Source organism: Ruegeria sp. BHSA118 (genome assembly GCF_059613405.1).
Window position 1 is genome coordinate 32,960 of the sequence record NZ_JBXWSM010000015.1, and the last position, 25,242, is coordinate 58,201.

Annotated in this window: 26 protein-coding genes; 2 read left to right on the top strand and 24 right to left on the bottom strand. The window is 57.0% G+C overall.

Features of this window, described 5'->3' with window-relative positions:
• Positions 1-83: 83 nt before the first annotated feature.
• From AC2FNN_RS06700 to AC2FNN_RS06750, 11 genes are all read right to left on the bottom strand, one after another.
• A complete protein-coding gene (locus AC2FNN_RS06700; protein ID WP_496757455.1) occupies positions 84-1,274 on the bottom strand; it encodes a hypothetical protein in 1,191 nt (396 codons plus the stop codon).
• Positions 1,271-1,945: a hypothetical protein gene (locus AC2FNN_RS06705; RefSeq protein ID WP_496757456.1), complete on the bottom strand. Its 675-nt coding sequence runs from the start codon at positions 1,943-1,945 to the stop codon at positions 1,271-1,273. The genes AC2FNN_RS06700 and AC2FNN_RS06705 overlap by 4 nt, the downstream gene beginning before the upstream one ends.
• Positions 1,942-2,841 (bottom strand): vWA domain-containing protein, encoded by a 900-nt coding sequence (locus AC2FNN_RS06710; protein ID WP_496757513.1) that lies wholly within the window; start codon positions 2,839-2,841, stop codon positions 1,942-1,944. Before AC2FNN_RS06710 ends, AC2FNN_RS06705 begins: the two co-directional genes overlap by 4 nt.
• Positions 2,841-3,800, bottom strand: a complete 960-nt coding sequence (locus tag AC2FNN_RS06715) for a VWA domain-containing protein (RefSeq protein ID WP_496757457.1) — start codon at positions 3,798-3,800, stop codon at positions 2,841-2,843. The genes AC2FNN_RS06710 and AC2FNN_RS06715 overlap by 1 nt, the downstream gene beginning before the upstream one ends.
• Entirely contained in the window at positions 3,793-4,164 is a 372-nt protein-coding gene (locus AC2FNN_RS06720; RefSeq protein ID WP_496757459.1) for a hypothetical protein, read from the bottom strand. Before AC2FNN_RS06720 ends, AC2FNN_RS06715 begins: the two co-directional genes overlap by 8 nt.
• Positions 4,161-5,066, bottom strand: coding sequence for a DUF58 domain-containing protein (locus AC2FNN_RS06725; RefSeq protein WP_496757460.1), 906 nt, complete (start codon positions 5,064-5,066; stop codon positions 4,161-4,163). The genes AC2FNN_RS06720 and AC2FNN_RS06725 overlap by 4 nt, the downstream gene beginning before the upstream one ends.
• Complete coding sequence (locus AC2FNN_RS06730) at positions 5,063-6,019, bottom strand: AAA family ATPase (protein WP_496757462.1); 957 nt, start codon at positions 6,017-6,019, stop codon at positions 5,063-5,065. The genes AC2FNN_RS06725 and AC2FNN_RS06730 overlap by 4 nt, the downstream gene beginning before the upstream one ends.
• Positions 6,020-6,103: 84 nt before the next feature.
• Complete coding sequence (locus AC2FNN_RS06735; RefSeq protein ID WP_496757463.1) at positions 6,104-7,030, bottom strand: hypothetical protein; 927 nt, start codon at positions 7,028-7,030, stop codon at positions 6,104-6,106.
• A 250-nt stretch (positions 7,031-7,280) separates the two neighbouring features.
• Entirely contained in the window at positions 7,281-8,543 is a 1,263-nt protein-coding gene (locus tag AC2FNN_RS06740) for a DUF2254 domain-containing protein (RefSeq protein WP_496757464.1), read from the bottom strand.
• Between the two features lie 43 nt (positions 8,544-8,586).
• Positions 8,587-8,871 (bottom strand): sll1863 family stress response protein, encoded by a 285-nt coding sequence (locus AC2FNN_RS06745; RefSeq protein ID WP_496757466.1) that lies wholly within the window; start codon positions 8,869-8,871, stop codon positions 8,587-8,589.
• A 50-nt stretch (positions 8,872-8,921) separates the two neighbouring features.
• Positions 8,922-9,422, bottom strand: a complete 501-nt coding sequence (locus tag AC2FNN_RS06750; RefSeq protein WP_496757468.1) for a Dps family protein — start codon at positions 9,420-9,422, stop codon at positions 8,922-8,924.
• Between the two features lie 211 nt (positions 9,423-9,633).
• On the opposite strand from AC2FNN_RS06750, the gene AC2FNN_RS06755 reads away from it, so the two are divergent.
• Positions 9,634-9,852 (top strand): hypothetical protein, encoded by a 219-nt coding sequence (locus tag AC2FNN_RS06755; RefSeq protein WP_171636968.1) that lies wholly within the window; start codon positions 9,634-9,636, stop codon positions 9,850-9,852.
• A 115-nt stretch (positions 9,853-9,967) separates the two neighbouring features.
• Here AC2FNN_RS06755 and AC2FNN_RS06760 read toward each other — a convergent pair whose 3' ends face one another.
• From AC2FNN_RS06760 to AC2FNN_RS06820, 13 genes are all read right to left on the bottom strand, one after another.
• Positions 9,968-11,299, bottom strand: a complete 1,332-nt coding sequence (locus AC2FNN_RS06760) for an MFS transporter (protein WP_496757470.1) — start codon at positions 11,297-11,299, stop codon at positions 9,968-9,970.
• 121 nt (positions 11,300-11,420) lie between these two features.
• Positions 11,421-12,389, bottom strand: a complete 969-nt coding sequence (locus tag AC2FNN_RS06765; protein WP_496757471.1) for a zinc transporter ZntB — start codon at positions 12,387-12,389, stop codon at positions 11,421-11,423.
• A 336-nt stretch (positions 12,390-12,725) separates the two neighbouring features.
• Positions 12,726-14,258, bottom strand: coding sequence for a phospholipase D family protein (locus AC2FNN_RS06770; RefSeq protein ID WP_496757473.1), 1,533 nt, complete (start codon positions 14,256-14,258; stop codon positions 12,726-12,728).
• A gap of 443 nt (positions 14,259-14,701) precedes the next feature.
• Positions 14,702-15,676 carry an aldo/keto reductase gene (locus AC2FNN_RS06775; protein ID WP_496757475.1) on the bottom strand — a complete coding sequence of 325 codons (975 nt, stop codon included), beginning with the start codon at positions 15,674-15,676 and terminating at the stop codon, positions 14,702-14,704.
• Positions 15,676-16,983: an L-fuconate dehydratase gene (locus AC2FNN_RS06780; protein ID WP_496757476.1), complete on the bottom strand. Its 1,308-nt coding sequence runs from the start codon at positions 16,981-16,983 to the stop codon at positions 15,676-15,678. The genes AC2FNN_RS06775 and AC2FNN_RS06780 overlap by 1 nt, the downstream gene beginning before the upstream one ends.
• On the bottom strand, positions 16,983-17,825 hold the full coding sequence (locus AC2FNN_RS06785) for a fumarylacetoacetate hydrolase family protein (RefSeq protein WP_496757477.1): 843 nt from the start codon (positions 17,823-17,825) through the stop codon (positions 16,983-16,985). Before AC2FNN_RS06785 ends, AC2FNN_RS06780 begins: the two co-directional genes overlap by 1 nt.
• Before the next feature lie 19 nt (positions 17,826-17,844).
• Positions 17,845-18,594 (bottom strand): SDR family oxidoreductase, encoded by a 750-nt coding sequence (locus AC2FNN_RS06790; RefSeq protein WP_496757478.1) that lies wholly within the window; start codon positions 18,592-18,594, stop codon positions 17,845-17,847.
• A gap of 5 nt (positions 18,595-18,599) precedes the next feature.
• Positions 18,600-18,932, bottom strand: a complete 333-nt coding sequence (locus tag AC2FNN_RS06795) for an L-rhamnose mutarotase (RefSeq protein ID WP_496757480.1) — start codon at positions 18,930-18,932, stop codon at positions 18,600-18,602.
• Entirely contained in the window at positions 18,929-20,038 is a 1,110-nt protein-coding gene (locus AC2FNN_RS06800) for a mandelate racemase/muconate lactonizing enzyme family protein (RefSeq protein WP_496757481.1), read from the bottom strand. Before AC2FNN_RS06800 ends, AC2FNN_RS06795 begins: the two co-directional genes overlap by 4 nt.
• A gap of 2 nt (positions 20,039-20,040) precedes the next feature.
• Positions 20,041-21,132 (bottom strand): ABC transporter ATP-binding protein, encoded by a 1,092-nt coding sequence (locus AC2FNN_RS06805; protein ID WP_496757482.1) that lies wholly within the window; start codon positions 21,130-21,132, stop codon positions 20,041-20,043.
• A gap of 4 nt (positions 21,133-21,136) precedes the next feature.
• Entirely contained in the window at positions 21,137-22,000 is an 864-nt protein-coding gene (locus AC2FNN_RS06810; RefSeq protein WP_496757483.1) for a carbohydrate ABC transporter permease, read from the bottom strand.
• Positions 22,001-22,005: 5 nt separating this feature from the next.
• On the bottom strand, positions 22,006-22,902 hold the full coding sequence (locus AC2FNN_RS06815) for a carbohydrate ABC transporter permease (protein ID WP_496757485.1): 897 nt from the start codon (positions 22,900-22,902) through the stop codon (positions 22,006-22,008).
• Positions 22,903-22,974: 72 nt separating this feature from the next.
• Entirely contained in the window at positions 22,975-24,297 is a 1,323-nt protein-coding gene (locus tag AC2FNN_RS06820; RefSeq protein WP_496757486.1) for an ABC transporter substrate-binding protein, read from the bottom strand.
• Between the two features lie 137 nt (positions 24,298-24,434).
• On the opposite strand from AC2FNN_RS06820, the gene AC2FNN_RS06825 reads away from it, so the two are divergent.
• On the top strand, positions 24,435-25,229 hold the full coding sequence (locus tag AC2FNN_RS06825; RefSeq protein WP_496757487.1) for an IclR family transcriptional regulator: 795 nt from the start codon (positions 24,435-24,437) through the stop codon (positions 25,227-25,229).
• Positions 25,230-25,242 lie beyond the last annotated feature (13 nt).

The window sequence follows — 25,242 nt, forward strand, 5'->3', positions numbered from 1 at the left end:
AAAAGTACAGCATTTCCCGATCAGTTCAACTATTTCATTATGAGACACGCGAAAGATACCATAGATAACAAATGCTTGATGTCTCAGTCGGCCCGGTTCCCGAGGAAGACCCTGGCAAACGCCTTCAAATCGGGCGCCGCAGCCTTGGGATCAAAATACTGCCTGTCAAAATCTTGCACGTGTTTGAGTCGACTGGATGAAGGGCCGTCGCGGCGCAGGATGGCAGAAGCCGCATGCCGCAGTCTGTCTGCGCGACCAGCCCTGACGCTGCGCCGCAATTCCCGGGCCAACGGATCAAAAATCCCAAAGCGACGCAGTGCCCTTGAAGCGACCAATTTGTGACCGGACAGTCCCAATCCCAAACCAGTCATAAAAACGACAATGGCGATTGCGGCCATTGGCCAACCCAACAGCGTTGCAGGCGGCGCATCTGCCTCTGCGCCGCCAAGGCTTACGTCTTTGATGGCCGTGCCGTAGGCAATGCGTTGTGGTGAAATGATGACTTCTCGGGCTTCGCGGGCCACGGTATCAAAGTAACTGAATCGCAAGGGTTCAACGATACCGGACGTGTCGTTCGAAGGGCGGATGGTCCAGCGCCAGAACGCATGGGTGACCGGCCCTTGCGGGGTCAGTTCGACAAGCCGTTTCTCAGGATGCGCGAAGATCAGGGCCGAAGGCGAGGTCAACTCAGGCATGGGCGGGATCATCTCGGGTGTCGCGCCCAGGGCTTCCAGTCGAATGACGCGCAAGACCCCCTCACCCGGTGCAAGTTGATCCGGCGCATTCGACCACTGATCCGAAATCTGCAACTTGCGAACCGGAAACCACCACTCCTTGGTGGCCGGGGCTTGCGCCACCTGAATGGTCTGCGGCTCTGATTGAATTTCGTGTTCGAACCAGTCGTCATTTTCGTCTGTCAGGGTCAACCTGTGCACAAACGGGCCAATTTCAAGCTTGCCTGCCTCGACAGGATAGATCGCCATCCGTCGGGTGAACACTTTGTATTTCCGGCCATCGATCCTTTCTTCCGACCAACTGTCCGGCCCCAGCTGCGCCCAGCTGAACCCGTCCAAACGGGGTTGGATCAGCTCTTCGCGCGTGATGTGCCGACGATAGACACCGCGGATCGTCAACAGCACCATCTCTCGGGTGAAGGGAACCGAGGCATCGTCGGCAATGGTGACTTCTATCGACGCCTCGGACGGCAGCACTGTTTTGGACTGCGCCAAAACCTGCGTCGGAAGAGCAATCAGAAACAGAAACAGCCACTTCATTCCGGATTCTCCGCTTCTGGAGGCGAAAGACCAAGCTTTTCCCGGCGCTTATGTTCGTGTGCGATCCGGGCCGCCATGAACTCACCCGGAACATCGGAAAGCTGGTTGAGCCAGCGCAGATCGGCAACCATGAACTTGTCATCAAATATGCGGCGCACGCCCAGTTGCCCGCGGCTGTCCAATTCCGCCAGTCCCAGCATCGTGTTCGCGTTCGTGACCTCACTGCCGGTTCCCGCCGCCCGTGCATTCCCGCGCGCGACAAAACTGTCGGCCTTGGGGCCGGATTTGCGTTCGGGGAACAGGCTCAGCGCCTCTGGGGTGATCTGCTGCCCTGCGTAATAGGCAGCCAGCACATCGAAATTCGCCTGAGCATCCAGGTTCCCCCGGGCCATGGCCTGATCATAGGCTTCCAGCGCGGCGGCCAATTGGCCGTTCCGGGCGTAAGCATTGCCAAGGTTATACTGGTTCCCGGCGCGCTCGAAAGCACTGGCTGCTTTGTCAAAATCCCCGGCACGGTAGAAGGCAACACCTTGCCAATCAGGGTCGGAAAACAGCTTTGCAGCCATTGGATACAGACCGATTGCCAATGCGACGCGACCAAAGGGGGCAGAGCCGCCCAGCGCAAAGGCAACAGCAATACATGCGGCACCTGCAATCGCGAACCACCTCATGCCGCTTGCCTCCAGAACAAAAACAGCAGGGGGAGCAGTGCGAAAAACAGCATGTACCGCCCCAGATCATGCCAGAACAGCACCGGATAGTCCGCCCGTTTCAAGCGGGTTGCGGCATCATCTGCCAGCCACTTGGCCAGATCATCTGACTGGTCCAAAGTGAAAACAGCGCCACCGCCAAGCGCGGCGTGAGTTTGGATTTGCGCAGTCGGAGGGTGAACCGACACCAAAGACACGCGCACCTCTCGTGAGGCAAGCGATGCGACCCCCTGCAATGAGGGTGATCCAAGCCCATCCCCGTCAGTGAATATGACAACGTCCCCGGCCAGGATGCCCGCCTCTTCCATCCGCTGCCATGCCAAAGCCAGTGCGCGTTCGGGTCGCGACCCCTTGTCCGGAACGGTCTGCCCATCGATGAGCGAGAGCGTTTGACCCAATTGGCGGTGATCGGTGGTCATATCCGTGGCGACATAGGCATCACCCGCGTATACGATGATGCCGCCGGGGCGGGACCCAAGCGCACTGACCGCCCAGCGCCCCATGCTCAGCACCTGCGGCCAGCGGTCGCCTTCCGCCACGCTGTCTGATGCATCCACAAGGAACAATACGCCATCCAGATTGCGATAGGTCTGCGCGTCGCGCCGCTCGATTGCCGGGCCGGTCAGGGCAATTGCGATGATGCCGGTGGTCAGCAGCAAGGCGGCCGGTTTGAGCGGAAAGGAGCCGCCTTCGATCCGGCCAATCGCGACCATTGCTTGGACAAGCTGCGGGTCGGTGATCTTGTCCCAGGCTCCGAACCCTCCGGCACGGGAAAGCAACCACCACCCTGCCCCGCAGACGACGGGCAACAAAAGCCCCCAGACCGGCCTGAGCAGAGTGACTTCAAGCTCAATCATCACGCTTGCCTCCAGGCCGCCAACAGGGCAAGCGCGGCCGCCATTGCAGCGGGCCAGGTCCAAAATGATCGGTAGACCTCGGCCGTAAGTCCCGCGCTGTCCGTCGCTTCCAGCCGATCCAAGGCTTGCGTCACGTCGACAAGATCATCGGTGGTTTTGACGCGAAACGCTTCGCCACCGGAAGTTTCGGCAATGGCGCGCAGGGTTGTCGCGTCGACGACGCCGCGCTCACCGGGTTCGGCGCTTTGCAGGTCTTTCGGGCCCAGAGCAATCGTATGGACCCGCACCCCCATCTCGGCCGCCAGTTCGGCCACGCCACCGGGATTCGTGGCACCCGCGTTGTTCACCCCATCCGACAACAGAATGACGACCCGCGACGCCGCCTGGCTGTTGGCCAGGCGCTTCAAAGCAAGGCCCAAACCATCGGAGATGTTTGTCGCACGGCCCGAGATACCGATCGTGGCCTCCTCGATCCGTCGCGCGACAGCCTCGGTATCGAAAGTGAAAGGCGTGGCGAAATAGGCTTCGGACCCGAAAACAATCAAGGCCACCCGGTCGCCGGCGCGGCGTCGGGCGAACTCGGATCCAACACGGGTTACCGCCTGCAAACGGGTGATCTGGCGCTCATCGAGATAAAAATCATCCCGCACCATCGATCCGGAAAGATCCAGAACAATCGCAAGGTCCCGTCCGGACACTTTCAGGGCGCTGACGGGTTGCAGTTGGCGCGGACCGGACAGTGCAAAAATCATGAGCCCCCAAATGATCCACAAAATCAGGAGGTCCGCCAAAGTCCGGGTTCTGGCCTGAGCCTGTGGGCTGGCCGCCATAAGCATTCCGCCTATGCGGTCCGGAACCGGGAACCCCCGCTCGAAGACCGGCCGCGGCTTGACCAGACGCATGATGACAAAAGGCAATGGCAGCGCCAGCAAGATCCAGGGGTCAGCAAGCTCAAACACGACCCGCGACCTCCTCTTGCAGGGTCGCCAGATCCGGTTCACCGCCGGGTTGATAAAGATCACCCGTCAACTCTGCATAACGCTTCGGATTCTGAGCGCGCAGTTTGTGCAAAAGAGCCACCCTGCGGCGATCCACGGACCACCCCGTTTGGTCAACAGATTGATCAGGTGGGCCCGGCCGCCTGTATGCTGCGGTCCTGACACTCAGCAACCGCAAGATGGCGACACAGCCGACCGAGGCCAGCGCCGAGATTCCAAGAACAGCCGCGTATTCGGCGACCGCCCCGCCTGCGGCCTCGGTGGGCAAATGGATATCCCGCAGGCTGGCCAGCATCGTGGCTTCAGAGAGTGCTTTCTCACTCATGCCATATATCTTGCCGCGAAAACCGACGAAATGCGACGAGAGGTTTGTTCGACCGGGTCACTGGCATTCACGACAAGCGCAGGATGTGTTGCGACCTTCTGAAACGCAAGTTCACCGGAAGGCTCTGCCTGGGCCAGATAAACCCGCTTTTGCTGCCCATCTGAAAGACGGATCGGATACCAGCCTCTTGGCATCTCATGCGCTTTGCTTTCGGTCACAAGCAGCAGTCTTGTGGTGCGGCGATGATTGAGCCGGTCCAGCACGTCCGAAAAACCGTCTCCCTGCTGATCGAAGCCAGACGCGATGATAATTTCGGCCCCCGTCGGCGTCAGGCGTTCAACGCCAGCAAGTGCCTGTTCCAGCGTCCAGCTTTCATCCTCACCCTTTTGCAGAGCGGTCAGACTGCGCGCATGAGCCTGAACCAGGCCACCGATCACATCCAGCGTCCCGCGCGTTTTCCCTCGCAACGGTACGATGACGGGTGCGCCGGTTGTGAGCGCCAACAGACCAACACGACCGCCGCTTTCAACCATGAACCACCCGATCAGGGTCAAGGCTTCGGCGGCAGCGACTGACAGAAACGCCCGCTGGATGCCCCAGAACATCGGTGCACGAAAATCCGCGACCAACAGGGCGACACGGTCCTGTTCCTCTTGAAACTGCCGGATATGCATACGCCCCGTGCGGGCGGTTGTTCCGCGATCCAAATGACGAATGTCATCCCCGTCCACATATTCGCGTACATCAGCAACCTCGACGCCCTGCCCGCGCTTTCGGGTCAGAAATCCTCCGGGCAGGGCCGTCATTGTCGGGTTGCCGTGGTCGGTCAATGCGATGTGCCGCAATGCAATCAAGGCCTCGGTCGTCAGGCGAACCCCCGCATGTTCCAGTATCCCCGTCACAGCGGCTCGACCGCATTCAGAATGTCAGCCACCAGCTTGCGCGGCTTTTTCCCATCTGCAACGGCTCTCCAGGTCAGCACCATGCGGTGGGCCAGCGCATCGGGCGCAACAGCGGCGACATCTTCAGGCAGGGCGAAATCCCGGCCCCGCAGATAGGCCCGCGCGCGCGATGCCGAGGCCAGGGCCAATGACCCACGCGGCGAGACAGCGTGTTCAATATATTCGGAAAACGGACCTTCACGGGTCGCAAGCACAAGCCGCACGATATAGTCCCGCAATTCTGGCGCGACGTGAACCGACTGCGCTTCGGTGCGGGCAATCTTCAACTCTTCAAGCGTCATCCGCTGCGCTTCCGGAGGCCCATTTCGGGTTTCGGCAATGACCAGATCAAGGATCTCACGTTCCGTTTCCAGATCCGGCAATGTCAGTACGACATGCAGCAGAAACCTGTCCAACTGCGCCTCGGGCAAGGGAAAGGTTCCATCATGTTCAATGGGGTTCTGGGTCGCCACGACCAGAAAGGGATCCGGCAGGGTATAGGTTTCATTGCCTACCGTAACCTGATGTTCTGCCATGGCCTCCAGCAAGGCGGACTGCACCTTTGGCGGCGCGCGGTTGATCTCGTCAACTAGCACCAGCGTGTGAAACACCGGCCCCGGAACAAACTCAAACCGGCCTTCCTGAGGCTGGTAAACAGGTGTTCCGGTCAAATCAGAGGGCATCAGATCAGGTGTGCATTGAATACGGGCAAAGCCGCCCTCGACGGCGTTTGACAGCCATTTGACCGCTCGTGTCTTCGCCAGCCCGGGCGGACCTTCTACAAGAAGATGGCCACCTTCCAGCAGCGCGATCAAAAGGGAGTCCACCAGATGCGCGTGACCAATTAGCCCCTGCGACAGATACGCGGACAATCCCGCAATGGCGCGTGGCGGGTTTTCAGGCCTCGTATCCATATGTCCTCCCATAGCCTCTGAGGGCGCATTGCCTGCGCTCAGGCTACCCGGAGTCACCCGCCCGACAAAACACGTCAGATGGTATTACCTGGGCACACGAACCGAATTGGTGCAGCCTTCATCAAAAAGGGCTGCAAATCTGGGATTGGCCAGGGTTTCGTCCGTCTGCGCCCATAGGCTGTCATATTCGGCGTCAATGTAATCGATAAAGCCGGGGTCTATGGTTTGATCCACCGGGGATTGCGCGACAGCATGCATCATGAAGACGTCAAAAGCACAAAGACCGCTTGGGTTCGAATCCAGCAATGCGCGCATGAAGGCGTGCGAACTCCAAGTCAGGCGCTGCAAGTTTACCGGCGTTTCCTGCAATTTGGACAGAAACCCTGAAGATTTGTCATATAGCAGGATGTCCATGCCGAAGGTGAAGGATTGAAACAGCTCTTCCAGCAGGATCGATTTGTGAAAATCTCTTTCCAGCTTGCTGGTTCGATCATGCGCCGGTTGTTTCACCAAGATATGGGTCCCCTGCCCCCGATGACCAAAAAAGGTCTGTGCCATCGCCGGTGATGTCACCACATAGTTTCGACCCGCAGGCAAACCAAGTTGGTGGAGTTCGCTGAGCCAGTCGATATCTGCGGAAAGGTCCCGGTTGGGAGGGTACCCGGAATACAATCGCAAAACCACGGTTCGACCGGTCCCACAATCTCGCGCAGATGGGCCAGCGTACCGCATGGGTGTCGGGTGGCCGAAGCTGTGTTTCAGCAATGCCCGAAAGGTATCAAGAACGACGAGCGTTTGCGGATGCGGTTTTTCACCAACCAGGCACAAGGCTGCACCGGCCTGATCGCGGCCATTGATGTGAACGGGGATCGCCATATCACGCCCCAGCATCGTGGACCGCAGCTCATACCCCCACCCTCTTTGTGCAAGTTCGATGTAATCGCTCTTTTCTGCGCAAAGCGCGCCTGCAAAAGCGACAATCGCCAATACTTGCAACAACAGATAGCGCATTCTGCCCCTCTCAACGTGACGCGCATTCTATCCGGGATACGGGTCTTTCGCAAAATTCTTTGGAATCCGCCTCAGTGGGAATGGCGATCCGCCAAATCACCTCTTTCGGAAAATGCGCGCCCTTGAATGAGATCGGCATGGTCCGCTCCTGTCATTTTGAGCACGCGCTACCAAAACATGCCTGATTTGACAGGTGGGAACAATGTTTGCGAAAGAACCGAACTGGACTGCAAATGCCCAGGGCGGTTGACTAAATCCCTTCAATTGCGGTTTCGACTTGGCCACAAAACTCTTCAATATCGCGCTCGAGCATATCGCTTTCTCGGGTCTCATCTCTGACCGCAGTTAGTTCATCTACAACAGCCCGCAAATCTTCTTCTGGAGCTGCTTCAGCAATACGTGCCAAAGCTCGTATGAGGGCTGCTGTTACGAGGCCATTGCCCCTGGCTGCGCGTCTCAGTGCCGGCATCGAATCCTGAAACAATGACCCTGCTGTGATGGATGGATACACCACCCGCACGACCCCGTCGTCATCCCGATATACACCCGTGCAGAGCTTGGACGACCACGCTCGAGCCAGAGACGCCGAAAGCCGGTCGATGCAGACTATTGCGGTAAACGTGTCGTTGACACCCGGTGACAAAGCACGAAGTGCGATTTCGACGAGAAGATGGACAGAAAAGCGGATATCTCCATTGGGATCTCGCGCGGGGATTAACGGAGCTGCTGCTTGCACCAGATCATTGAGGCTCTCGTCAACATCACCATAAACATTGGCCAAAGTGTCCGTTGGAACCATGAAGTCACCTGGTTGCACATCAAAAACGACGACGGCTCCTGCTTCCTTGGCCGCACCCACCAGACCTTCGGTATTGATCGAATTCACATATCCTGTTCCCGAAGCCGAGACTTGGCTCTTGTCTCCCTCCTCAGGGATTGCCTCTGAAGATGGAATATCTGCACTGTTTTCGATTGCGTTGCTCACTTGGCGATCCAAGGCTTTGGAGATCCGCGCCGCCTCCTGATCAATGGTTACGCGCGTCGAAACTGTCTGAACGAAGAGCAACAGCAAAAGAACTGAAGTGATCGAATAGATTATTCCAATCGCAACGGCCAAATTGACGGATGTGTCGTCGCGTATCAGCCACAGGATCATCAAACTGTATAAAAACGTTGCTCCAAGTGAGCCAACTGCAATCTGATTTACCCTGTCTTCGCCAAAACGCTGCAAGAGCCTGGGTCCAATAGATCCTGCTGCCAAAGTGTAGACCAGCAGAACAATGGAATAGACCATGACCAACGCGGACATGGATGCTGCCGAGATTGCGCTCAGTACATCGCTCGCAGTGCGATTGGAAACGCTGAGCCAATCGGAAGCGGACCAACCCCAACCAACGAGCGCTTGCTCGGTCTTGAAGACAATCCCGGCCACCAAAAGCCCTGAAAGACTTATGGCAGCAGGGATGGTTAGGAACCCGCGAAAGTTTCTCACTAATTCACTAGGTGTTTGCATTCCGGTCCCCATTCACGACACGACCTTTTTAACGAACCCAGCTTCACGCGAACCGGTCGGCCGCTTTTTTCAAAGCGTTCTGCATATCGCCCCATGCGGCCTCGTAGCCTTCTTTGACATCTTCCCAGGCCTCGTCGCTGGTCGATTTCAACTCTTTCAACTGAGCCTCTGCATCGGACCTTACCTTGTAGAGCTTGCTGAGCTGTTCCTCGAGCTCAAGCTTGGCGTCCGCTTCAGCCACCTTCAGCTTGGCCTCGAGAACATCAATTTGAGCATTCCAGCTATCCAGTTGCAGCTGTGCCTTTTTCTCGTACCCAACACGTGTCATCGTTTTTCCTTTCTTCGCAAACTGTGGTTCAGATCGAGATGAGCCGCCCATCAGGCCGCAACAATTGCCTTGAGCATCCAGACCGCTTCCTCATGCTTCGCCATTCTGGCGTTCATCAGATCCTCTGTAGCCCCGTCGCCATAACGGGCGGCGGTCGCGGCAGTCTCACGCAGGTTCCGGGCGATCGCTTCGTGGTCTGCAACCAATTGTTTGATCATGCCCTCGGCATCTTTGACCGTCTCTTCTTCGGTCAGATTGGCTTGGCTAACCATGTCCGTGAACGAGATCGGGGCCACCTGACCCAGAGCGCGCACACGCTCGGCCAAATCATCAGCGGCCTCGAACAGGTCACGATACTGACGCTCTGTCAGCTCATGGATCGGCAGGAATAGTGGGCCCACAACGTTCCAATGTGTGCCTTGGGTTTTCACCATCAGGATCATTGTATCGGCCAATACTTCGGTCACCGCGTTGGCGATCCAGGCGTTCTTGTCGATGCCTGTGTCGTTCGTTTCTTCCTGAACTTCAGACTTCAAGACTTGCTGTATCATTTTCACTCCGTTTCGTTGCTTGTGGAGTAAAACCTAAGGGCGATGCATGAAATTACAAATAAAATCATATACTTATCATAGGTATCCGACGCATCATGCGGCGCTTCATGATCCTGGGTATCCTGCCCAACATGCCAACATTGCTGTAGACACGCAGGCCCAATGCCATACATGCTTGGAGTAACTGACGTAAGCTACTGAGGTCATGCCAGTGTCCGATCAAAATCGACCACCAAAGCGCACCGAAAAACTGCAACTGATGCTCGACCTCGAAGAGCTTAAAGTCATCGATGATTGGCGGTTCGAGAACAGACTGCCCTCCAGAGCGGCCGCCATCCGAGAGCTCATCCGTCGCGGTCTGATTTCCAATGAGTTTGAAGAACCACCTACTGATGCGCCTTCCGGCGAGTTTCGTGTTGTGGATGAGTGACAGGAGCACTCACAGAGCCATGTGCGAAAACCATGTTTGATCAAGGTGATGTTCAATTCTCACCTTCGCGCCGGTAGTTGACCAGTATGGCGCGCCGCGAACACATTGGGGACGATTAGGAAGGGCTGTCTTCAGAATTAGTTCTTGGCGCCAGACTATCCTTCATATCGGGGCTGGCGCCCAGCCCGCTCTCGGCGTCAGCAAGCGAAATTGCCTCATCTTCACCGACAGCAAGGACGGCAGTTTCAGGCGTAACCACCCTTGCAGGAGCGCTGACGCGAAATGCGGTCTTGTCACTTTCAGGTACGGCTGACTTTGCCATAATCCGCCAGAACGTAAATACGATCATCAGGCAATGCGCTGCCACAGTTGTCATGAACAGGCCCTGTGGCCCTAATCCAGTCATTGCTACACCTGCTATCAGCGGCCCGACAATCGATCCCAGCCCGTAGACCATCAGCAACCCACCTGATACCTGAATCGAGGTGCCCGGCGGAGCATGGTCGTTCGCGTGCGCAACGATGATTGGATACATCGCAAAAATTGCAGCGCCGAACATCCCAACCAAAGCAAGGTTCATGACGCGCGACTCCGGCGCAAGAAGGACGAAAGCCAGGTCTGAAGCGAGAGCCACACCCGCTGTAAACAGCAAGACTTTACGCCGGTCCATACGATCACTTGCAAAACCAATCGGGACTTGCGCAAAGGCTCCGGCCAAAACCGGAATACTCGCGAACAAGGCAATTGCAGTAAGTGATAGCCCGACGCGATCCGCATACACCGCAGCAAGCGTCCCAAATGCTGCATTTGAAATGCCAACAAGAAAGACCGCGGCAACCGCAACTGGTGAGTTTCGCCACAACGCCGGTAAATCGAGACGCACAGATGTCAGGGGTGCGGGCGACTCCGAGGTTGACAGGGCTGTTGGTATAAGCGCCAAACAATAGACCATCGCACCAATGGCAAAGAAGATGAAACCTGTTGCATCTCCCAGTGAGATAGCCATCTGACCGGCTGTCACCGCACCCAAGTTAACCATCGTGTAGACGCCAAAGACTGTACCACGCGTATTGGGTTCAACCTTATCGTTGAGCCAGGATTCGACGATCATTGCCGCGCCAGCAAAACAAAATCCTGAAACTGCGCGCGACGGTATCCAAGCCCACGATTCTACTACCACAGCCTGGAAAAGGATCGTTACGGCGGCGAGAGCACACATTACGCCGAAGGTTCGAATATGTCCTACTGCTCCAACAAGCCTTGGTGCAACAAGGCATCCTGCAACATAGCCAACTGCCCACCCCGTTCCCAAAAGACCCAGAGAGCTGGCGGAAAAACCCTCGAAAGAGCCACGAACGGGAAGTATCAGACCATGGACACCACCTGCGAACAGAAGAAGCCCTGATCCAAGAAGTAGCGCTGATATCGGTAAGAGCTGTCGGAACATCGGGTCCAGCCTAATGTCAAACTGAGAAATGAGAAGCTATTTTGCTCGCAATAGCGATTTGGCGAAGGTGATCAAGGCTTTTTGAACAGCAGTTTGGTCAACCTTTGGCAATCTACTTTCGCTACAACCACTTCGAGAGTTTGAATACGACGTAAAGTGCAATTCCGATGGCAACCGACGCCAGTGTCAGCGCCCAAAACGCAAAGGGCGCACTCAAGCCGGGCATGCCAGCAATATTCACGCCAAATAGACCAGTCAGAAATCCAAGTGGCAGAAAGATCGCGGCCACGACAGACAAGAGATAGCCGTTTCGAGCCAGCGCATTCGCGTGTTCGGCGTCCATTTGCTCCTGAAGGGCTGTCAAGCGATCCCGGCTTGCATCCAGTTCCTCAAGCGTACGGCGAGTGCGGTTCGCGGTTTCATTGACCAATACGGATGCGTCGCTGTGAATTACGCTACTTCTTAATGAGGACAAAGCATCGAGCGCGTCGCGTTGCGGACTGATATAGCGCCGAAGTTTGATCACCGTTTGCCGCAATCGCGCAATGCTCTCTGGTTTGATTTCATTTCCTGAAAGCCCAACCTCTTCGAGAGAATCTGTTTCGTCTTCAAGTTCAAGGGAAACAGCCTCAATCCGCTTTGTGAGCCCCGCAGCAAGTTCAGCCAAAAATGCACCGACACTTTCCGGCCCCGTACCGCTTTCGGCTTTTAGACGAAGATTGTCTGCTGCCCAGACTTTGCGCACGCGGGCAGATACGATAGTTCTTTCTGTGGCCCAGAGCCTTAGAGAAACCATATCCTCCGGAGACGCATCAGGGTTCAGGTTAACGCCGCGCAGGTTCAGGATGATGCCATCCTCGTGCAGATCACATCGTGGTCGCGTTTCGGATTGAAGCAATGCTTGCGCGGCTATGTTCGGCAGTTGTTCCGATGCCCATTGCTTCAAGCCGCTGTCGGCAAGGTCGAAATGAATCCAGCGGTAGCCGTTTTGCTGCCTTGCGAAGGGTTCTGGCCAATCTGAAGAGACAGGGACTGCTTGGCCAGCTACTATATCAAACGCACAGATGGGAGTGACTGTTTGTGTGTTCATTGGCGATCCCATTTTTCGTCGATTGCGAAGCCAATGCATGCCAAAGACTGCGCGCGGACAATTCCCTAAACTGGACGGACCATAAATGGTTTAGCGACCTATGCCACTATCGGTTACGGGCAGAACAAGGCGCATTGAACACTAAGAATACCAAAACGCGTTCATCTTATGAAAGGTATCAGATGTGCGATCAATCCGATGTGTGATGGGTCATTTCCCCCTGCGCTTCCAGTTCAGCTTTATCATCGTCGTGAATACGCGCGAGGATTTGCACCGATGGCACAGTGGAAAAAGCCAGAACAAGTTTGATGTGTTTCCCAAGTCCTCTTCAAAACTCTAAAGCTGAGAACCGATGGGCAGAATACCTAGAAAGCCGGCGACTATGTGATCCCAGGCAGAACCCGTCGGTTCTGAGCTATATTCGAGGACTTTTCCATCTGCGTCCTTTGTGCTCCATTTTAGCTGCCCTGCCTCCTCCAGTGTCACGTGATAGGTGTATGCCGACAGTGCTTCGTCCAAAGCGCCTAAGGTTTGAATGGTCAGAGCTGGCGAGTCGATCAAAATGCCCATTTCTGTATTGATGTTGACCGAGCGAGGGTCCCAATTGAACGAACCGATGAACAGATACCGGTCGTCAACAGCAAACGCTTTAGAATGCAGGCCAGACCGAGACTGAGCCCAGTTAATACCACGACGTTGGACCTGATAGGCGTCCGGCCGCAATTCATAAAGCTCAACCCCGCTACGCAGTAATGCTCGGCGTTTCTTTGCGTAGTGCGCGTAGACTGGTGCGACATCGTTTGAAGCCAGTGAATTGGTTACGACTTTGACGTCGACACCGCGGTTTTCCAGTTCGTTCAACCACCTCACGCCTTTGTTGCGTGGCACGAAGTAAGCAGAAACGATATTCACCTCACTTTCAGCGCTTTCGAAATACGGCAACAGTTGCGACGCAAGAATTGGACCTGAGTTCTCAAGCCCCGCGGCCTTGGACGGTGGATCAGCGTAGAGTTTTGCGGGCACCCAATCTAGTGACAGCGCGCCGTCTGCAAAGTTTTCCCTCGCCGATTTTCTAAGGGCCGCGCCGTACCGAGTTTGTTTTGCTTCCTCTACCAATTCACTCAACCTGTTTCTCGCTTCGCTAAGTGTGAAGTCTTCGGGTTCCCCGACAACCACGCGGGCCGGAACAGCGAACTCGCTGTTCCAGTATGCGTCAAAGCTCTGCGATACTTCATTCACGACGGGACCGACGGCCAAAACGTCCAAATCTGCATAGTTCATTTCTTCCCGTGCCAGGAAGTATTCGGCCCCGATATTTCGACCACCTACAATCGTGAACACGTTGTCTGCGGTCATCGACTTGTTATGCATTCTGCGATTGATGCGTTTGAAATCCGTTAGTCCGGCAACGACTAGGCCTTGGTCACGCCAGAAAGGATTGAACAAGCGGATTTCAATATTCTCATGGTGATCCAACGCGGCTGTCATCGCGTCATAACCGGATGTATCCATGTCATCCAACAGCAGCCGCACCCGCACGCCTCGATCCGCAGCCTGCAAAAGGCTAGCCGCAAAAAGGTGACCTGTCGGGTCGTTGTGCAGAAGGTAGTATTGAGCGTCAATCGTTCGCTCAGCCGCAGCAGCCAACAAAAGTCGTGACACCAGAGCTTGTTCACCATCACTGATTAGTTTGACGCCTGAACGACCGTCTTTGGGATCTCCCAGCCGATTGGCCGCTTGAGCCAATTCAGTGCTTGTGGCGGCGGGCAACGAGGTCGTTACCGTTTTTTCATAAATGCGAACTTTAGGAGCGCAAGCGACGAGAACAAGCGTGCAGCAGGTACAAAGAGCTATAGTCCATGACTTCATCGGCTTCCTCCAACAGTCACTCTTAGGTGACTACGCTTGAGGTCACGATTGCAAGTTTGTTCTATGAAACTTCAGGTGGTTTCATCGCATAGTGAAGATTTAACGAAACCTTGGTCGTCATCCTGTCTATTGGTGTTTACAACACTTTCAAAAGCCAAATACCTGCAATTTCAAAGACACCTGACTTAAGGGGGCCGGGGACATTCCTAAGGTCCAGCATCATGTTGGCAGCCGTCGCGCTGACCACGAACCGAAGCATGTACCCGAAGGATCTCAATCGAAGGCCGTGACAGAAAGCAGGGCGGACACAAACGAAGAAAAGCTATACCGCCTTGGCGGATCAATTATTCTGCGCAAAACAGCTTGACTGAAACGGCCCCGTTACCGAAGTCCTGAGCTTAGGTTATCGGCTAGGCGGCTTCAGCCTGTCATCATTGTGCACGTCAAAATCCTCGCCTGAAATGACTGTCAAACTCATCAGGCGTTGTTGCATCCAACGCAGTAAGGTTTCGTTGCAATGACCGCGCGCTAGCTGTTCCCAACAGGACAGAGGCTGCTAACTCATGCCGTTTGGCAAAGTGAAGCGCCGCAGTTGCCAGTGGCAGCCCAAGCACCTCGGCTCTTGTCTGAAGGTTTTTAACCTGCTCGATGACTTCCGGTGATGCCGGGACATAATCATAGGTTGCTCCTTCGACCGGGCCAGTAGCGAGGATGCCCGAATTGAACACGCCGCCCAGTACCAGGCTGGTACCTAGCGCTCGGCATTTGGCGGTGAGCTCTTGTTCTGCCGATCGATCCAGGAGTGTTAGCCGACCAGCCAACAAGATCACGTCAATGGGGCCATGGTCCATTACGTCGAGACAAACCTGGTTTTCGTTCACACCCAGCCCGAAAGCCCGGATTTTGCCCTGCTCCTTCAGCCTTACCAACCGTTCATATCCCGACCCGAGGAAGGCTTCCATATGGGCGCTATTGTTCTGTCCGTGAGTGTATTCACCGATATCGTGGACATAGACGATATCTGCGTAATTGGTATTCAGAAGGCCGAAACTGTGTTCCAGCGAAGCTTCGATCCCATCGCCTGAATAGTCATAGCGCACCGCGTTGGGCAGCGGATCGACAAAGCCATCGACCTCGTCCATCGCTGGTCCGGGTGACAGCACCCGCCCGACCTTGGTTGAAATGACGTATTCGTCGCGGGGATGCCGCGTAAGGAAGCGGCCCAGTCGCTTTTCGGACAGGCCGCGACCATAATGCGGTGCGGTATCGAAATAACGGATACCCGCGTCCCAAGCGCATTGCAGCACCTCATCCACCTGCGCGTCGGTCGCTGGGCGGTACAGGTTTCCGATACTCGCACAGCCAAACGATGCCTCGGTCACGCGCACACCGGTATTCCCAATGAGGTTCTGTCGCATCAGGCCGCTCCTGCTTCGGCTGTTTGCGTTGCAGATGGTTGATGTTGATAACCGGCGATCGAGCTTGCCTTCATCTCGATGGAAAACCCCGGCGCCACAGGTGCCTGATAGGCACCGTTCTCCACGATGCAGGGGTCGACGAAATGCTCGTGCAGGTGATCGACAAATTCGATGCGTTTGTCGTCTTTCTCACCGGTGATCGCCACATAATCGATCATCGACAGATGCTGCACATACTCGCACAGGCCCACGCCGCCGGCATGGGGCCAGACCGGCAAGCCAAATTTTGCTGCCATCAGCTGCACCGCAAGCACTTCGTTCAAACCGCCCAGACGACAGCTGTCGATTTGCACGAAATCAATAGCCTCGTTGGCAATGAACTGTTTGAACAGAATGCGGTTCTGGCACATTTCACCCGTCGCCACCTTGATCGGGGCAATTGCCTGACGGATTTTCCTGTGCCCAACCACATCGTCGGGGCTGGTGGGTTCCTCGATGAACAAAGGCCGCGCAAATGACAGTTCCTTGACCCAGTCGATAGCCTGATCGACCTCCCATACCTGATTGGCGTCGATCATGATGTTCATGTCCTCGCCCAGCTCCTCGCGGGCGATGGTCAGGCGGCGGATGTCGTCGGCCAGTTCGCGGCCCACCTTGAACTTGGTATGAGTAAATCCGGCCTCGCGTGCTTCGCGGCACAAGCGGCGCAGCTTGTCGTCGGAATAGCCCAGCCATCCTGCCGAGGTGGTATAGCAGGGATAACCTTCGGCCCTCAGCTTTGCGATCCTGTCCGCCTTGCCCGGTTCGGCCCTGCGCAGGATGTCCAGCGCCTCGTCCCTGGTCAGAACATCGGTCATGTAGCGGAAATCGACAAGTTGCACGATTTCCTCGGGCGTCATTTCCCCGACCAGTTGCCAGACGGGCTTGCCGGCCTCTTTCGCCATCAGATCCCAGACCGCATTGACCACCGCACCGGTGGCCAGATGGATGGCGCCCTTGTCCGGCCCGATCCAGCGCAACTGGCTGTCGCCGGTGACATAGCGCCAGAACCGTCCCATGTCCTCACCCACCCAATCGAGGTTGAGACCGACCAGCAGGTGCCGTATCGCCTCGATAGCGGTAATGCAAATCTCATTCCCTCGCCCGATGGTGAAGGTCAGGCCATGGCCCTGGTGCGCGCCATCGGTTTCCAGCACCACATAAGCGGCGGAATAATCCGGGTCGGGGTTCATTGCGTCTGACCCGTCCAGCGAGTCTGAGGTCGGGAACCGCAGGTCGAAGGTTTTCAGGTCGGTAATGGTAACCATCAGCCCGCCACCACGTTCTGACGTTGAACACCCAGCCCTTCGATGCCAAGTTCAACAACGTCGCCAGGCTTCAGATAGGTCTGAGGGTTCTGCCCCATACCGACACCCGGAGGCGTACCGGTCGAGATTAAATCGCCGGGCTGCAGCGACATGAATTGCGACAGGTGTGAGATAACGGTTGCCACGTCGAAATGCATGGTCCGGGTCGAGCCGTCCTGATAGCGGTGGCCGTTGACCTCTAGGTACATGGGCAGGTTCTGCGGGTCGACAACCTCGTCCCGTGTCACCAACCAGGGGCCGATCGGGCCGAACGTGTCCGCCGACTTGCCCTTGACCCATTGGCCCGAGCGGTGCAGCTGGAAATCGCGTTCCGACAGGTCATTGATGACGCAATAGCCCGCCACATGGTCCAGCGCCTCTTCGACGCTGACATATTTGGTATGCTTGCCGATCACCACGCCCAACTCGACCTCCCAATCGGTCTTGACCGAGCCGCGCGGGATTTCAGTGTCATCATTCGGTCCGCAGATCGCCGAAGTAGCCTTGAAAAAAATCACCGGCTCCTGCGGCAGTTCCATGCCGCTTTCGGCTGCGTGGTCAGCATAGTTCAAGCCGATACAGATGAACTTACCGACCTGGCCCACGCAGGCGCCAATACGCGGGTCGCCATCGACCAACGGCAATGAGACGGGGTCGATGCCACGCAACTTGTCCAGCGCGGCGTCGCTTAGAGTGTCGCCCGAAACATCATCAATAACACCCGACAGGTCGCGGATGTTCCCTTCGGCATCCAGCAATCCCGGTTTTTCGGACCCGACCGGGCCAAAGCGCAACAGTTTCATCTCTCAATTCTCCTGCAAATCAAATAGACCAGCCGCCGTCGATGGCGTGGTTCTGTCCTGTGGTAAAGGCGCTGTCATCGCTGGCGAGGTACAGCGCAAGCGCCGCGATTTCCTCGGCGGTTCCGATGCGGCCCATCGGCTGGCGTGCGATGAAGTCCTTCAGTGCCTGTTCATAGTTGCCGGTGGCGCGCAGCCGTCCGTGCATCGACGGGCTATCGACAGTGCCCGGGCAGATCGCATTGCAGCGGATGCCGCGGGTGACATAGTCGGCGGCCACCGCTTTGGTCATGCCGATCACCGCCGCCTTGGACGCGCAATAGGCAAACCGGTTCGGCACACCCTTGATTGAGGATGCGACCGAGGACATGTTGATGATCGATCCGCCACCGTTGTCCAGCATTTCCGGCAGGGTCAGACGGATCAGCCGGTACATCGCCTTGACGTTCAGATCAAAGCTGAAATCCCAGTCCTTTTCGTCACATTCCAGAATAGTACCATTTGCCACATAGCCCGCGCAGTTGAACAAAACGTCCAGCGGGCCGATATCCGCAACGGCGGCCTCGACCGCAGCGCCATCGGTCACATCCAGCTTCAGCGCAGTGACACGCGGGATGTTATCCAGTTCCGCCAGCGCATCCTCGTTAATGTCGCTGGCGATGACCTCAGCCCCTTCAGCGGCGAACAGCTCGGCAGTTGCCCGCCCGATACCTTGCCCTGCGGCGGTGATAAGTGTCTTTTTTCCGGCCAGACGGCCCGTTGCTTCTGTCATAGCTTTTATTCCGTGTGAAATACTTCTTGCATTATCGACCATTGCTCGCCCTCGGCGCGGCTGGCCAGAGGCGACTGGCAGGGGTCGGTATGGGTCCACCATTCCCGCGTCACCGGGTCTTTGGCCATCTTAGCCATATCCGCCGCGAAATCCTCGCCATGGTATTCCCAGTACCCGAACAGCAGGTTTTCCGGCTCGCGCAGGAAGATGGTATAGTTGCGAATGTTGCTGTTTCTGATCTGCGTCAGAACCTGAGGCCAGACGGCGGCGTGCAGGCGTTTATATTCTTCGATCATGTCGGGTTTGACCCCGATTACCATGCCCATGCGCTGCATCATGCACCATCCTTGACGGTTTTGACCTCGGAAAGCCGCGAAATCGCATCCCAATCCCAATCGATACCCAAACCGGGTTCATCAGAGGGGATGGCGTGACCGTCCTCAATCCGGATCGGGCCGTTGGTCACGGTGTCCAATTGCGGGATGTATTCCAGCCATTTCGCGTTAGGGATAGCGCAAACCAGCGGCAGGTGCAGTTCCATCAGGAAATGCGGGCAAACCATGACGTTGAACGCCTCGGCCATGTGCGCCACCTTCAGCCACGGGGTGATGCCACCAATCCGGGCCACATCCACCTGCACGATCGAGGCCGCGCCCAATTGCAGGTAATCCTTGAACTGGCTCAGAGAATACATACTTTCGCCCACCGCAATCGGCACGCTGGTGTGTTGCGCTAGTTGCACATGGCCTGCCACATCATCGGCGGGCAGCGGTTCTTCGAACCAGCCTATCCCGTGCTCCTCGAGAACACGCGCCCGGCGGATCGCTTCGGACAGCGTAAAGCCCTGATTGCCATCGGTCAAAATCTCGTACCCGCCACCCAGGGCAGACCGGACCGCCCCCAGACGCGCGTCATCTTCGCTCAGGTGATCGCGGCCGATCTTGATTTTTGAACCGCGAAAGCCCTGCGCCTGCATCGCCAGCGCGTCATCGACCAGCGCCTGCGTTTCCAGATGCAACCAGCCGCCCTCGGTGGAATAAAGCGGCACTTTTTCGCGCGATCCCCCGGCGGCTTTCCAAAGCGGCAGACCCTGCTTGCGGCAACGCAGATCCCAAAGCGCGGTGTCGATGGCGGCCAGCGCCAGCGAGGTGATTGCGCCCACCGCTGTCGCGTGAGTGGCAAACAGCAGGTCGCGCCAGATGCCTTCGATCCGGTCCGGGTCGCGCCCGATCAGCGTCGGGGCCAGCGTGTGTTCCAGCAGCGCCATGACAGATGGGCCACCGGTGCCAATGGTATAGGAATAGCCCGTACCACTGACGCCGTCGCTGTCATAGACGGTAAGGATCGGCGTTTCCTGACTGACAAAGGTCTGAATGGCGTCGACCCGTTTCACCTTGGGCACCAGATCGATCATGCGCAGTTCAATATGAGTGATTGTCGCCATGCTTACCCCCGGATCGCCTTGCCCGATGCCGCGTCAAAGACATGGGTCTTGTCCAGCATCAGGCGGAACTTCATCGCCTCGCCCGGAGCGACGGGGCGCGGGTTGAACATCTTGGCCTGAACCTCGACCCCGGCCAGTTCGGCGAACAGCAGCGTCTCGGTGCCAAGCGGTTCGGTCAGCGTGACGGACAGGTCCAGCTCTGTGGTCTCACCTTCTTCCTCGACCGAATGGCCTACTGGCATCAGGTTGTCGGCGCGAAAACCGAACCGCACCTTTTGGCCGTCGCGAACAAGCGACCGCGCGGATGCGGGAACGGGCAGCTCGATACCGCCATTCAGACGAAGGGTGCCACCGGAGACCTCTCCATCGACAAGGTTCATCGGTGGCGAGCCGATGAAGGTCGCCACGAAGGTATCTACCGGCGTGTTGAACAGGTCCAGAGGAGTGCCGACCTGCACAATATGGCCGTCGCGCATCAGAACGATTCGATCCGCCAGCGTCATCGCCTCGACCTGATCGTGGGTCACGTAGATGATGGTGTTGCCGACCTTCTGGTGCAGCTTCTTGATCTCGACCCGCATCTGGGTGCGCAGCTTGGCGTCGAGGTTCGACAGCGGTTCGTCAAACAGGAACACGTCCGGGTGCCGCACGATGGCGCGGCCCATTGCGACGCGCTGGCGCTGACCGCCCGACAGTTCGGCGGGCTTGCGCTCCATCAACTCGTCCAGTCCCAGAATGCCCGCCGCCTCGGCCACGGAATTGGCGATCTCATCCTCGGGGCGCTTGGCGATCTTCAGGGAAAAGCCCAGATTTTCGCGCACGGTCATATGCGGATACAGAGCATAGTTCTGAAACACCATCGAGATGTTACGTTCGCGCGGGGGCAGGTCATTGACGACACGGCCGCCGATGGCGATCTCACCGCCGGAGATTTCTTCGAGTCCGGCAATCATCCGCAGCGTCGTCGACTTGCCGCAGCCCGAAGGGCCGACCAGCACGACGAACTCTCCGTCATGGATGCCCAGGTCGATGCCGTGCACAGCCTGATGCTTGCCATATTTCTTGACGACATTGGAAAGGGTAACTTCGGTCATTTTCTTATCCTTTGACGCCGCCGAAGGTCAGGCCGGCAATCAGGTGTTTCTGGACGATGAAGGTCAGGACCAGCGCGGGCACGATCATGAGAACCGCAAGCGCGCACATTCCCCCCCAGTTGATGGTAAATTCGGCGGTAAAATCCAAAAGACCCACAGGCATCGTCTTGGACCCGACCGAGCGGGTCAGCTGCGAGGCCAGCGCGAATTCGTTCCACGAGGTGAGGAAGGCAAAGATCGCCGCCGAGGCAACGCCCGAGCGCGCCACCGGAAATTCCACCCTCCAGAATGCCTGCCAGCGGGTGCAGCCGTCAATTTCTGCCGCTTCGTGCAGCTCTTTCGGGATCTGGCGGAAGAACCCGTCGGTCAACCAGATGGTGAACGGCACGTTCATCGCCACATAGGCCAGGATCAGGCCGATATGGGTGTCGATGATGCCGACCCGGGCAAACACGATGAACAAGGGCAGCGACAACGCCACACCGGGAACCGCGCGGAACAGCATCAGCCCGACAAAATAGCCCGATTTGCCTTTGAAGCGGTAGCGGGCAAAGGCATAACCGCCCGACATGCCGATCAGGATCGCGATGAGGGTCGAGACGACCGAAACGATCAGCGAGTTGCGGAAATAGCTGAACACTGGCACACCGCCCTCGCCCGCGCCGCCGAACATGGCGCGGTAGTGGTCCAGCGTAAAGCTGGGGGTCCAGACCGGCGGTTTGGCCATGATCTCGACCGTTGGGCGGAACGAGTTGAGAACAATCCAGAGCCCGGGAATGCAGATGATCGACATAATCAGGAACAGCCCGATGAAATGCGCGGTTTTCAGGGCGCGGCGGCGATTGCGATGTGCAAGATTGCGGTCCATTGGCCCTACCCCGCCATTCCCAGCTCGGCACGTGCGGCGCTGAGCTTGCGGAAGAAATAGATGGTGAAGAGGATCGACAGCAGGATCGAGATATAACCCATCGCGTTCGCCAGCCCCATGCGGGCATCGACATAGCCGGTGCGGCTCATCAACGTCCACAGCAGTTCCGTGCGACGGGCAGGGCCGCCGCCGGTCATGATCTGCACGATGTCATAGGCCCGTGCGACGTCCAGCGAGCGGATGGTCATGGCAATAAAGATGAATGGCATCAGGAACGGCAGAGTGATGTGGCGGAAGGTCTGCCAGGCAGTGCAGCCATCAACCTTGGCGGCCTCCAGCGGATCGCGGGGCATGGCGAACAGACCGGCCAGGATCAGAATGGCGAAGACGGATGTGCTCATCCAGATTTCCGCGAACATGATCGAGAACATCGCCAGGTTGCCGTCCACCAGCCACGGCAGCGAGGCATTCTGAAAGCCCACCGATTGCAGCACGTTGTTCACCAGCCCGATATTATCGTTGAAGATGAATTTGAACTGAAAGCCCACAAGGATGGGCGAGAACATCATCGGGAACATCAGGATCGTGCGCAGTGTGCGCTGACCCCATGTGACCTTGTTCATCATCAGCGCAATGCCCAGTCCCAAAAGCAGTTCCAGATTCAGAACGATGGTCAGAAAAAGCACTGTGCGCCCGAACGCCGCCCAAAATTTCGCATCGGTCAGGATTTTTTCATAGTTGAAGAACCCCACCCATTTCCACAGCGTCGAAGGCCGCGTCAGCTTGTATGGCGTGAAGCTGGAATAGAGTGAGAAAATGAGAGGGATCAGAACAACTGCGGCAATCACGATGATCGCAGGCAACAGAAGGACTAACCACTCGGGCAAGCGGCGGCGGGTCATAGTGCACCTTTTTGGGGTCTTGAGGGTTCACCCGCGGCGGAACACCCGCCGCGGATACTTGCGGGTCCGGGTTTAGTAGTAACCAGATTCCCGCATCAGTTCGTCCACCGCAGCCGCGGCATCGTCCAGCGCCTGCTGCACAGTCTTGTCGCCAACGATGGCGGCCTGCAGCTCCGGAAAGACCAGGTTTGTGGTCTCGCCCCATTCCGGGATCGGCGGCACCGCAAAGGCGTATTTCGCACCTTCGGCAAACGCGGCCAGAGCTTCGGCGCGGAATGCGTCATCACCAGATTGCGCCGCAGCGACGTTGGCCTCCCAAACGGCTGTCCGTGTCGGCAGGGAGCCACCAGCGCTTTCGGCCAACTGGCTTTCCTCGCTGGTCAGGAACTGAACAAGCGATACTGCGGCGTCTTTGTTTGCACAGTCGCTTGTGACCGAGAACCCGTGATGCCCGGACCAGCCGGTCCGCGTCGCCGAACCCATGGGTTGAACCGCAACGCCGACATTGCCAGCAGCCTTGGACGATTCCGGATCGTTGAAGAACCCGGCCCAGCCCGGCCAGTCCAGGTTCAACGCCACGGTACCGCTGGCAAAGCCCTGCCCCAAATCGTCCCACACATAGGACGTCGTGCCAGCGGGAACCGCTTTGGCCTCGTACAGGTCCACGAACCACTGCAGCGCGCGCTGACCTGCCTCGGAATTGAAGATTGGTTTCTTGTTTTCGTCCAGATAGTTGCCGCCCTCGGCGACAACCATCTCATAGAACCGACCTACGATGGCCTCGTCCTTGCCTGCATACTGAGTGCCGTAGAAATTCGGAGGGTCGGCAAAAAAGATCGCCTGATCTTTGACCTGCTCCCACGTCTCGGGAACAGCAAGATCATAGCCGTATTTTTCCTTGAACGCGGCGGCCTTGTCGGCGTCTTCATAATTCGACTTCAGGTAATAAAGCACTGAAACGTCAAACTGCGCGCGCGGCAGCATCAGAAGCTGGCCATCGACCGTCGAGGCGCCAATGTTGCCCGGAACGAATTCGGCAATGGTTTCCGCAGGAACCAGCTCGTTCAGATCAACGTAGAGCCCTTCGTACTGGGGCGCAAAGGAAGAGTGGTTTGAACCCACGCACCAGCTGGTGGTCCCAGCGGCCATGTCCGACTTGATTTCCTTGTCGATCTCGAAGTGGCTTTTCTTCGAAATGATGTCGACCTTGGCACCGGTCGCAGCTTCCCATTCGGCAATACGGCCATAGAGACCTTCGTATTGCTGACCGCCGATCAGTTTCGCCTCGATGGTCACGCCATCAAAGTTTCCCCAATCCGACGCGCTTGCCGATTCGACGGCCGCGACTATCGCTGTTCCGACCATCAAACCCCTTAAAATGCTGGATTTTTTCATCATGTCCTCCCTGATGCAATCAAGCGATGCTTGTTGTTTGTTCGTATTTAAAACATTTATTCACCTATAAATCAATGTTGACTTAGTCTTCCCGATGACTGAAAATCAATCAGGAATATTGCGCGACAGGGCACTGTATGGACGACATCACCGACAAATACCGCGCACCCGCGCTGGAAAAAGGCCTGGATATTATCGAGCTTTTGGCCGACCACGGTGAGGGACTGACCCAGGGAGAGGTCGCAAAGGCGCTGGAACGGTCGCCGTCTGAAATTTACCGGATGCTCTCGACACTGGTACGGCGCGGGTATGTCATCCGGTCCCTGTCAGGCGATCGATATTCACTTGGCCTGAAGATGTTCGCCATTTCGCAGCGACACCCGCCGATTGGACGGGTTATCGAAAGTGCCCTGCCCCGGATGCGCGCGATAACACGAAAGACTTGGCAATCCTGCCATATGGGAATGGAAAGCAACGGTGATATCGTGATCGTGGCCTCAGCGGAGTCTCCGGGCAATTGGGGCCTTGCGCTGAAAACCGGAACCGTCGTGGGGCTGGGGAATACAGGCTCTGGCCGGGTGCTGGCGGCCTTCCGTTCAAATGAAGAAGTCGAGGACCTGATCGAGCAGCACCGCCTTGCGGTAGGTGAACCCCCGCTGGACCGTAGCGAGTTCATGGAGCATATCGCCCGCATCCGACGCTTGGGCTATGAAAAAATGCCGTCTGCAACTGCGATCGGTGTAACCAATGTGGCGTTCCCGATTTTCGGCCCGGGCGGCAGGGCCGCAGCGGTGCTGAGCTGCCCCTATCTGGAACGTGTCGACGATCTGAAAGTCCCCTCTCTGGACGAAATCGTGAATATGCACCGGGAACTGGCTCGGGAACTGACGTCGCTTCACGGTGGATCCACACCGGAATTCAGAGACACTTAAGGCGGCTTAACAA

Coding starts and splice junctions, on each gene's coding strand:
- AC2FNN_RS06700 (WP_496757455.1), bottom strand. CDS start 1,274: ATGAAGTGGCTGTTTCTGTTTCTGATTGCTCTTCCGACGCAGGTTTTG.
- AC2FNN_RS06705 (WP_496757456.1), bottom strand. CDS start 1,945: ATGAGGTGGTTCGCGATTGCAGGTGCCGCATGTATTGCTGTTGCCTTT.
- AC2FNN_RS06710 (WP_496757513.1), bottom strand. CDS start 2,841: ATGATTGAGCTTGAAGTCACTCTGCTCAGGCCGGTCTGGGGGCTTTTG.
- AC2FNN_RS06720 (WP_496757459.1), bottom strand. CDS start 4,164: ATGAGTGAGAAAGCACTCTCTGAAGCCACGATGCTGGCCAGCCTGCGG.
- AC2FNN_RS06730 (WP_496757462.1), bottom strand. CDS start 6,019: ATGGATACGAGGCCTGAAAACCCGCCACGCGCCATTGCGGGATTGTCC.
- AC2FNN_RS06735 (WP_496757463.1), bottom strand. CDS start 7,030: ATGCGCTATCTGTTGTTGCAAGTATTGGCGATTGTCGCTTTTGCAGGC.
- AC2FNN_RS06740 (WP_496757464.1), bottom strand. CDS start 8,543: ATGCAAACACCTAGTGAATTAGTGAGAAACTTTCGCGGGTTCCTAACC.
- AC2FNN_RS06745 (WP_496757466.1), bottom strand. CDS start 8,871: ATGACACGTGTTGGGTACGAGAAAAAGGCACAGCTGCAACTGGATAGC.
- AC2FNN_RS06750 (WP_496757468.1), bottom strand. CDS start 9,422: ATGATACAGCAAGTCTTGAAGTCTGAAGTTCAGGAAGAAACGAACGAC.
- AC2FNN_RS06760 (WP_496757470.1), bottom strand. CDS start 11,299: ATGTTCCGACAGCTCTTACCGATATCAGCGCTACTTCTTGGATCAGGG.
- AC2FNN_RS06765 (WP_496757471.1), bottom strand. CDS start 12,389: ATGAACACACAAACAGTCACTCCCATCTGTGCGTTTGATATAGTAGCT.
- AC2FNN_RS06770 (WP_496757473.1), bottom strand. CDS start 14,258: ATGAAGTCATGGACTATAGCTCTTTGTACCTGCTGCACGCTTGTTCTC.
- AC2FNN_RS06775 (WP_496757475.1), bottom strand. CDS start 15,676: ATGCGACAGAACCTCATTGGGAATACCGGTGTGCGCGTGACCGAGGCA.
- AC2FNN_RS06780 (WP_496757476.1), bottom strand. CDS start 16,983: ATGGTTACCATTACCGACCTGAAAACCTTCGACCTGCGGTTCCCGACC.
- AC2FNN_RS06785 (WP_496757477.1), bottom strand. CDS start 17,825: ATGAAACTGTTGCGCTTTGGCCCGGTCGGGTCCGAAAAACCGGGATTG.
- AC2FNN_RS06790 (WP_496757478.1), bottom strand. CDS start 18,594: ATGACAGAAGCAACGGGCCGTCTGGCCGGAAAAAAGACACTTATCACC.
- AC2FNN_RS06795 (WP_496757480.1), bottom strand. CDS start 18,932: ATGATGCAGCGCATGGGCATGGTAATCGGGGTCAAACCCGACATGATC.
- AC2FNN_RS06800 (WP_496757481.1), bottom strand. CDS start 20,038: ATGGCGACAATCACTCATATTGAACTGCGCATGATCGATCTGGTGCCC.
- AC2FNN_RS06805 (WP_496757482.1), bottom strand. CDS start 21,132: ATGACCGAAGTTACCCTTTCCAATGTCGTCAAGAAATATGGCAAGCAT.
- AC2FNN_RS06810 (WP_496757483.1), bottom strand. CDS start 22,000: ATGGACCGCAATCTTGCACATCGCAATCGCCGCCGCGCCCTGAAAACC.
- AC2FNN_RS06815 (WP_496757485.1), bottom strand. CDS start 22,902: ATGACCCGCCGCCGCTTGCCCGAGTGGTTAGTCCTTCTGTTGCCTGCG.
- AC2FNN_RS06820 (WP_496757486.1), bottom strand. CDS start 24,297: ATGAAAAAATCCAGCATTTTAAGGGGTTTGATGGTCGGAACAGCGATA.
- AC2FNN_RS06825 (WP_496757487.1), top strand. CDS start 24,435: ATGGACGACATCACCGACAAATACCGCGCACCCGCGCTGGAAAAAGGC.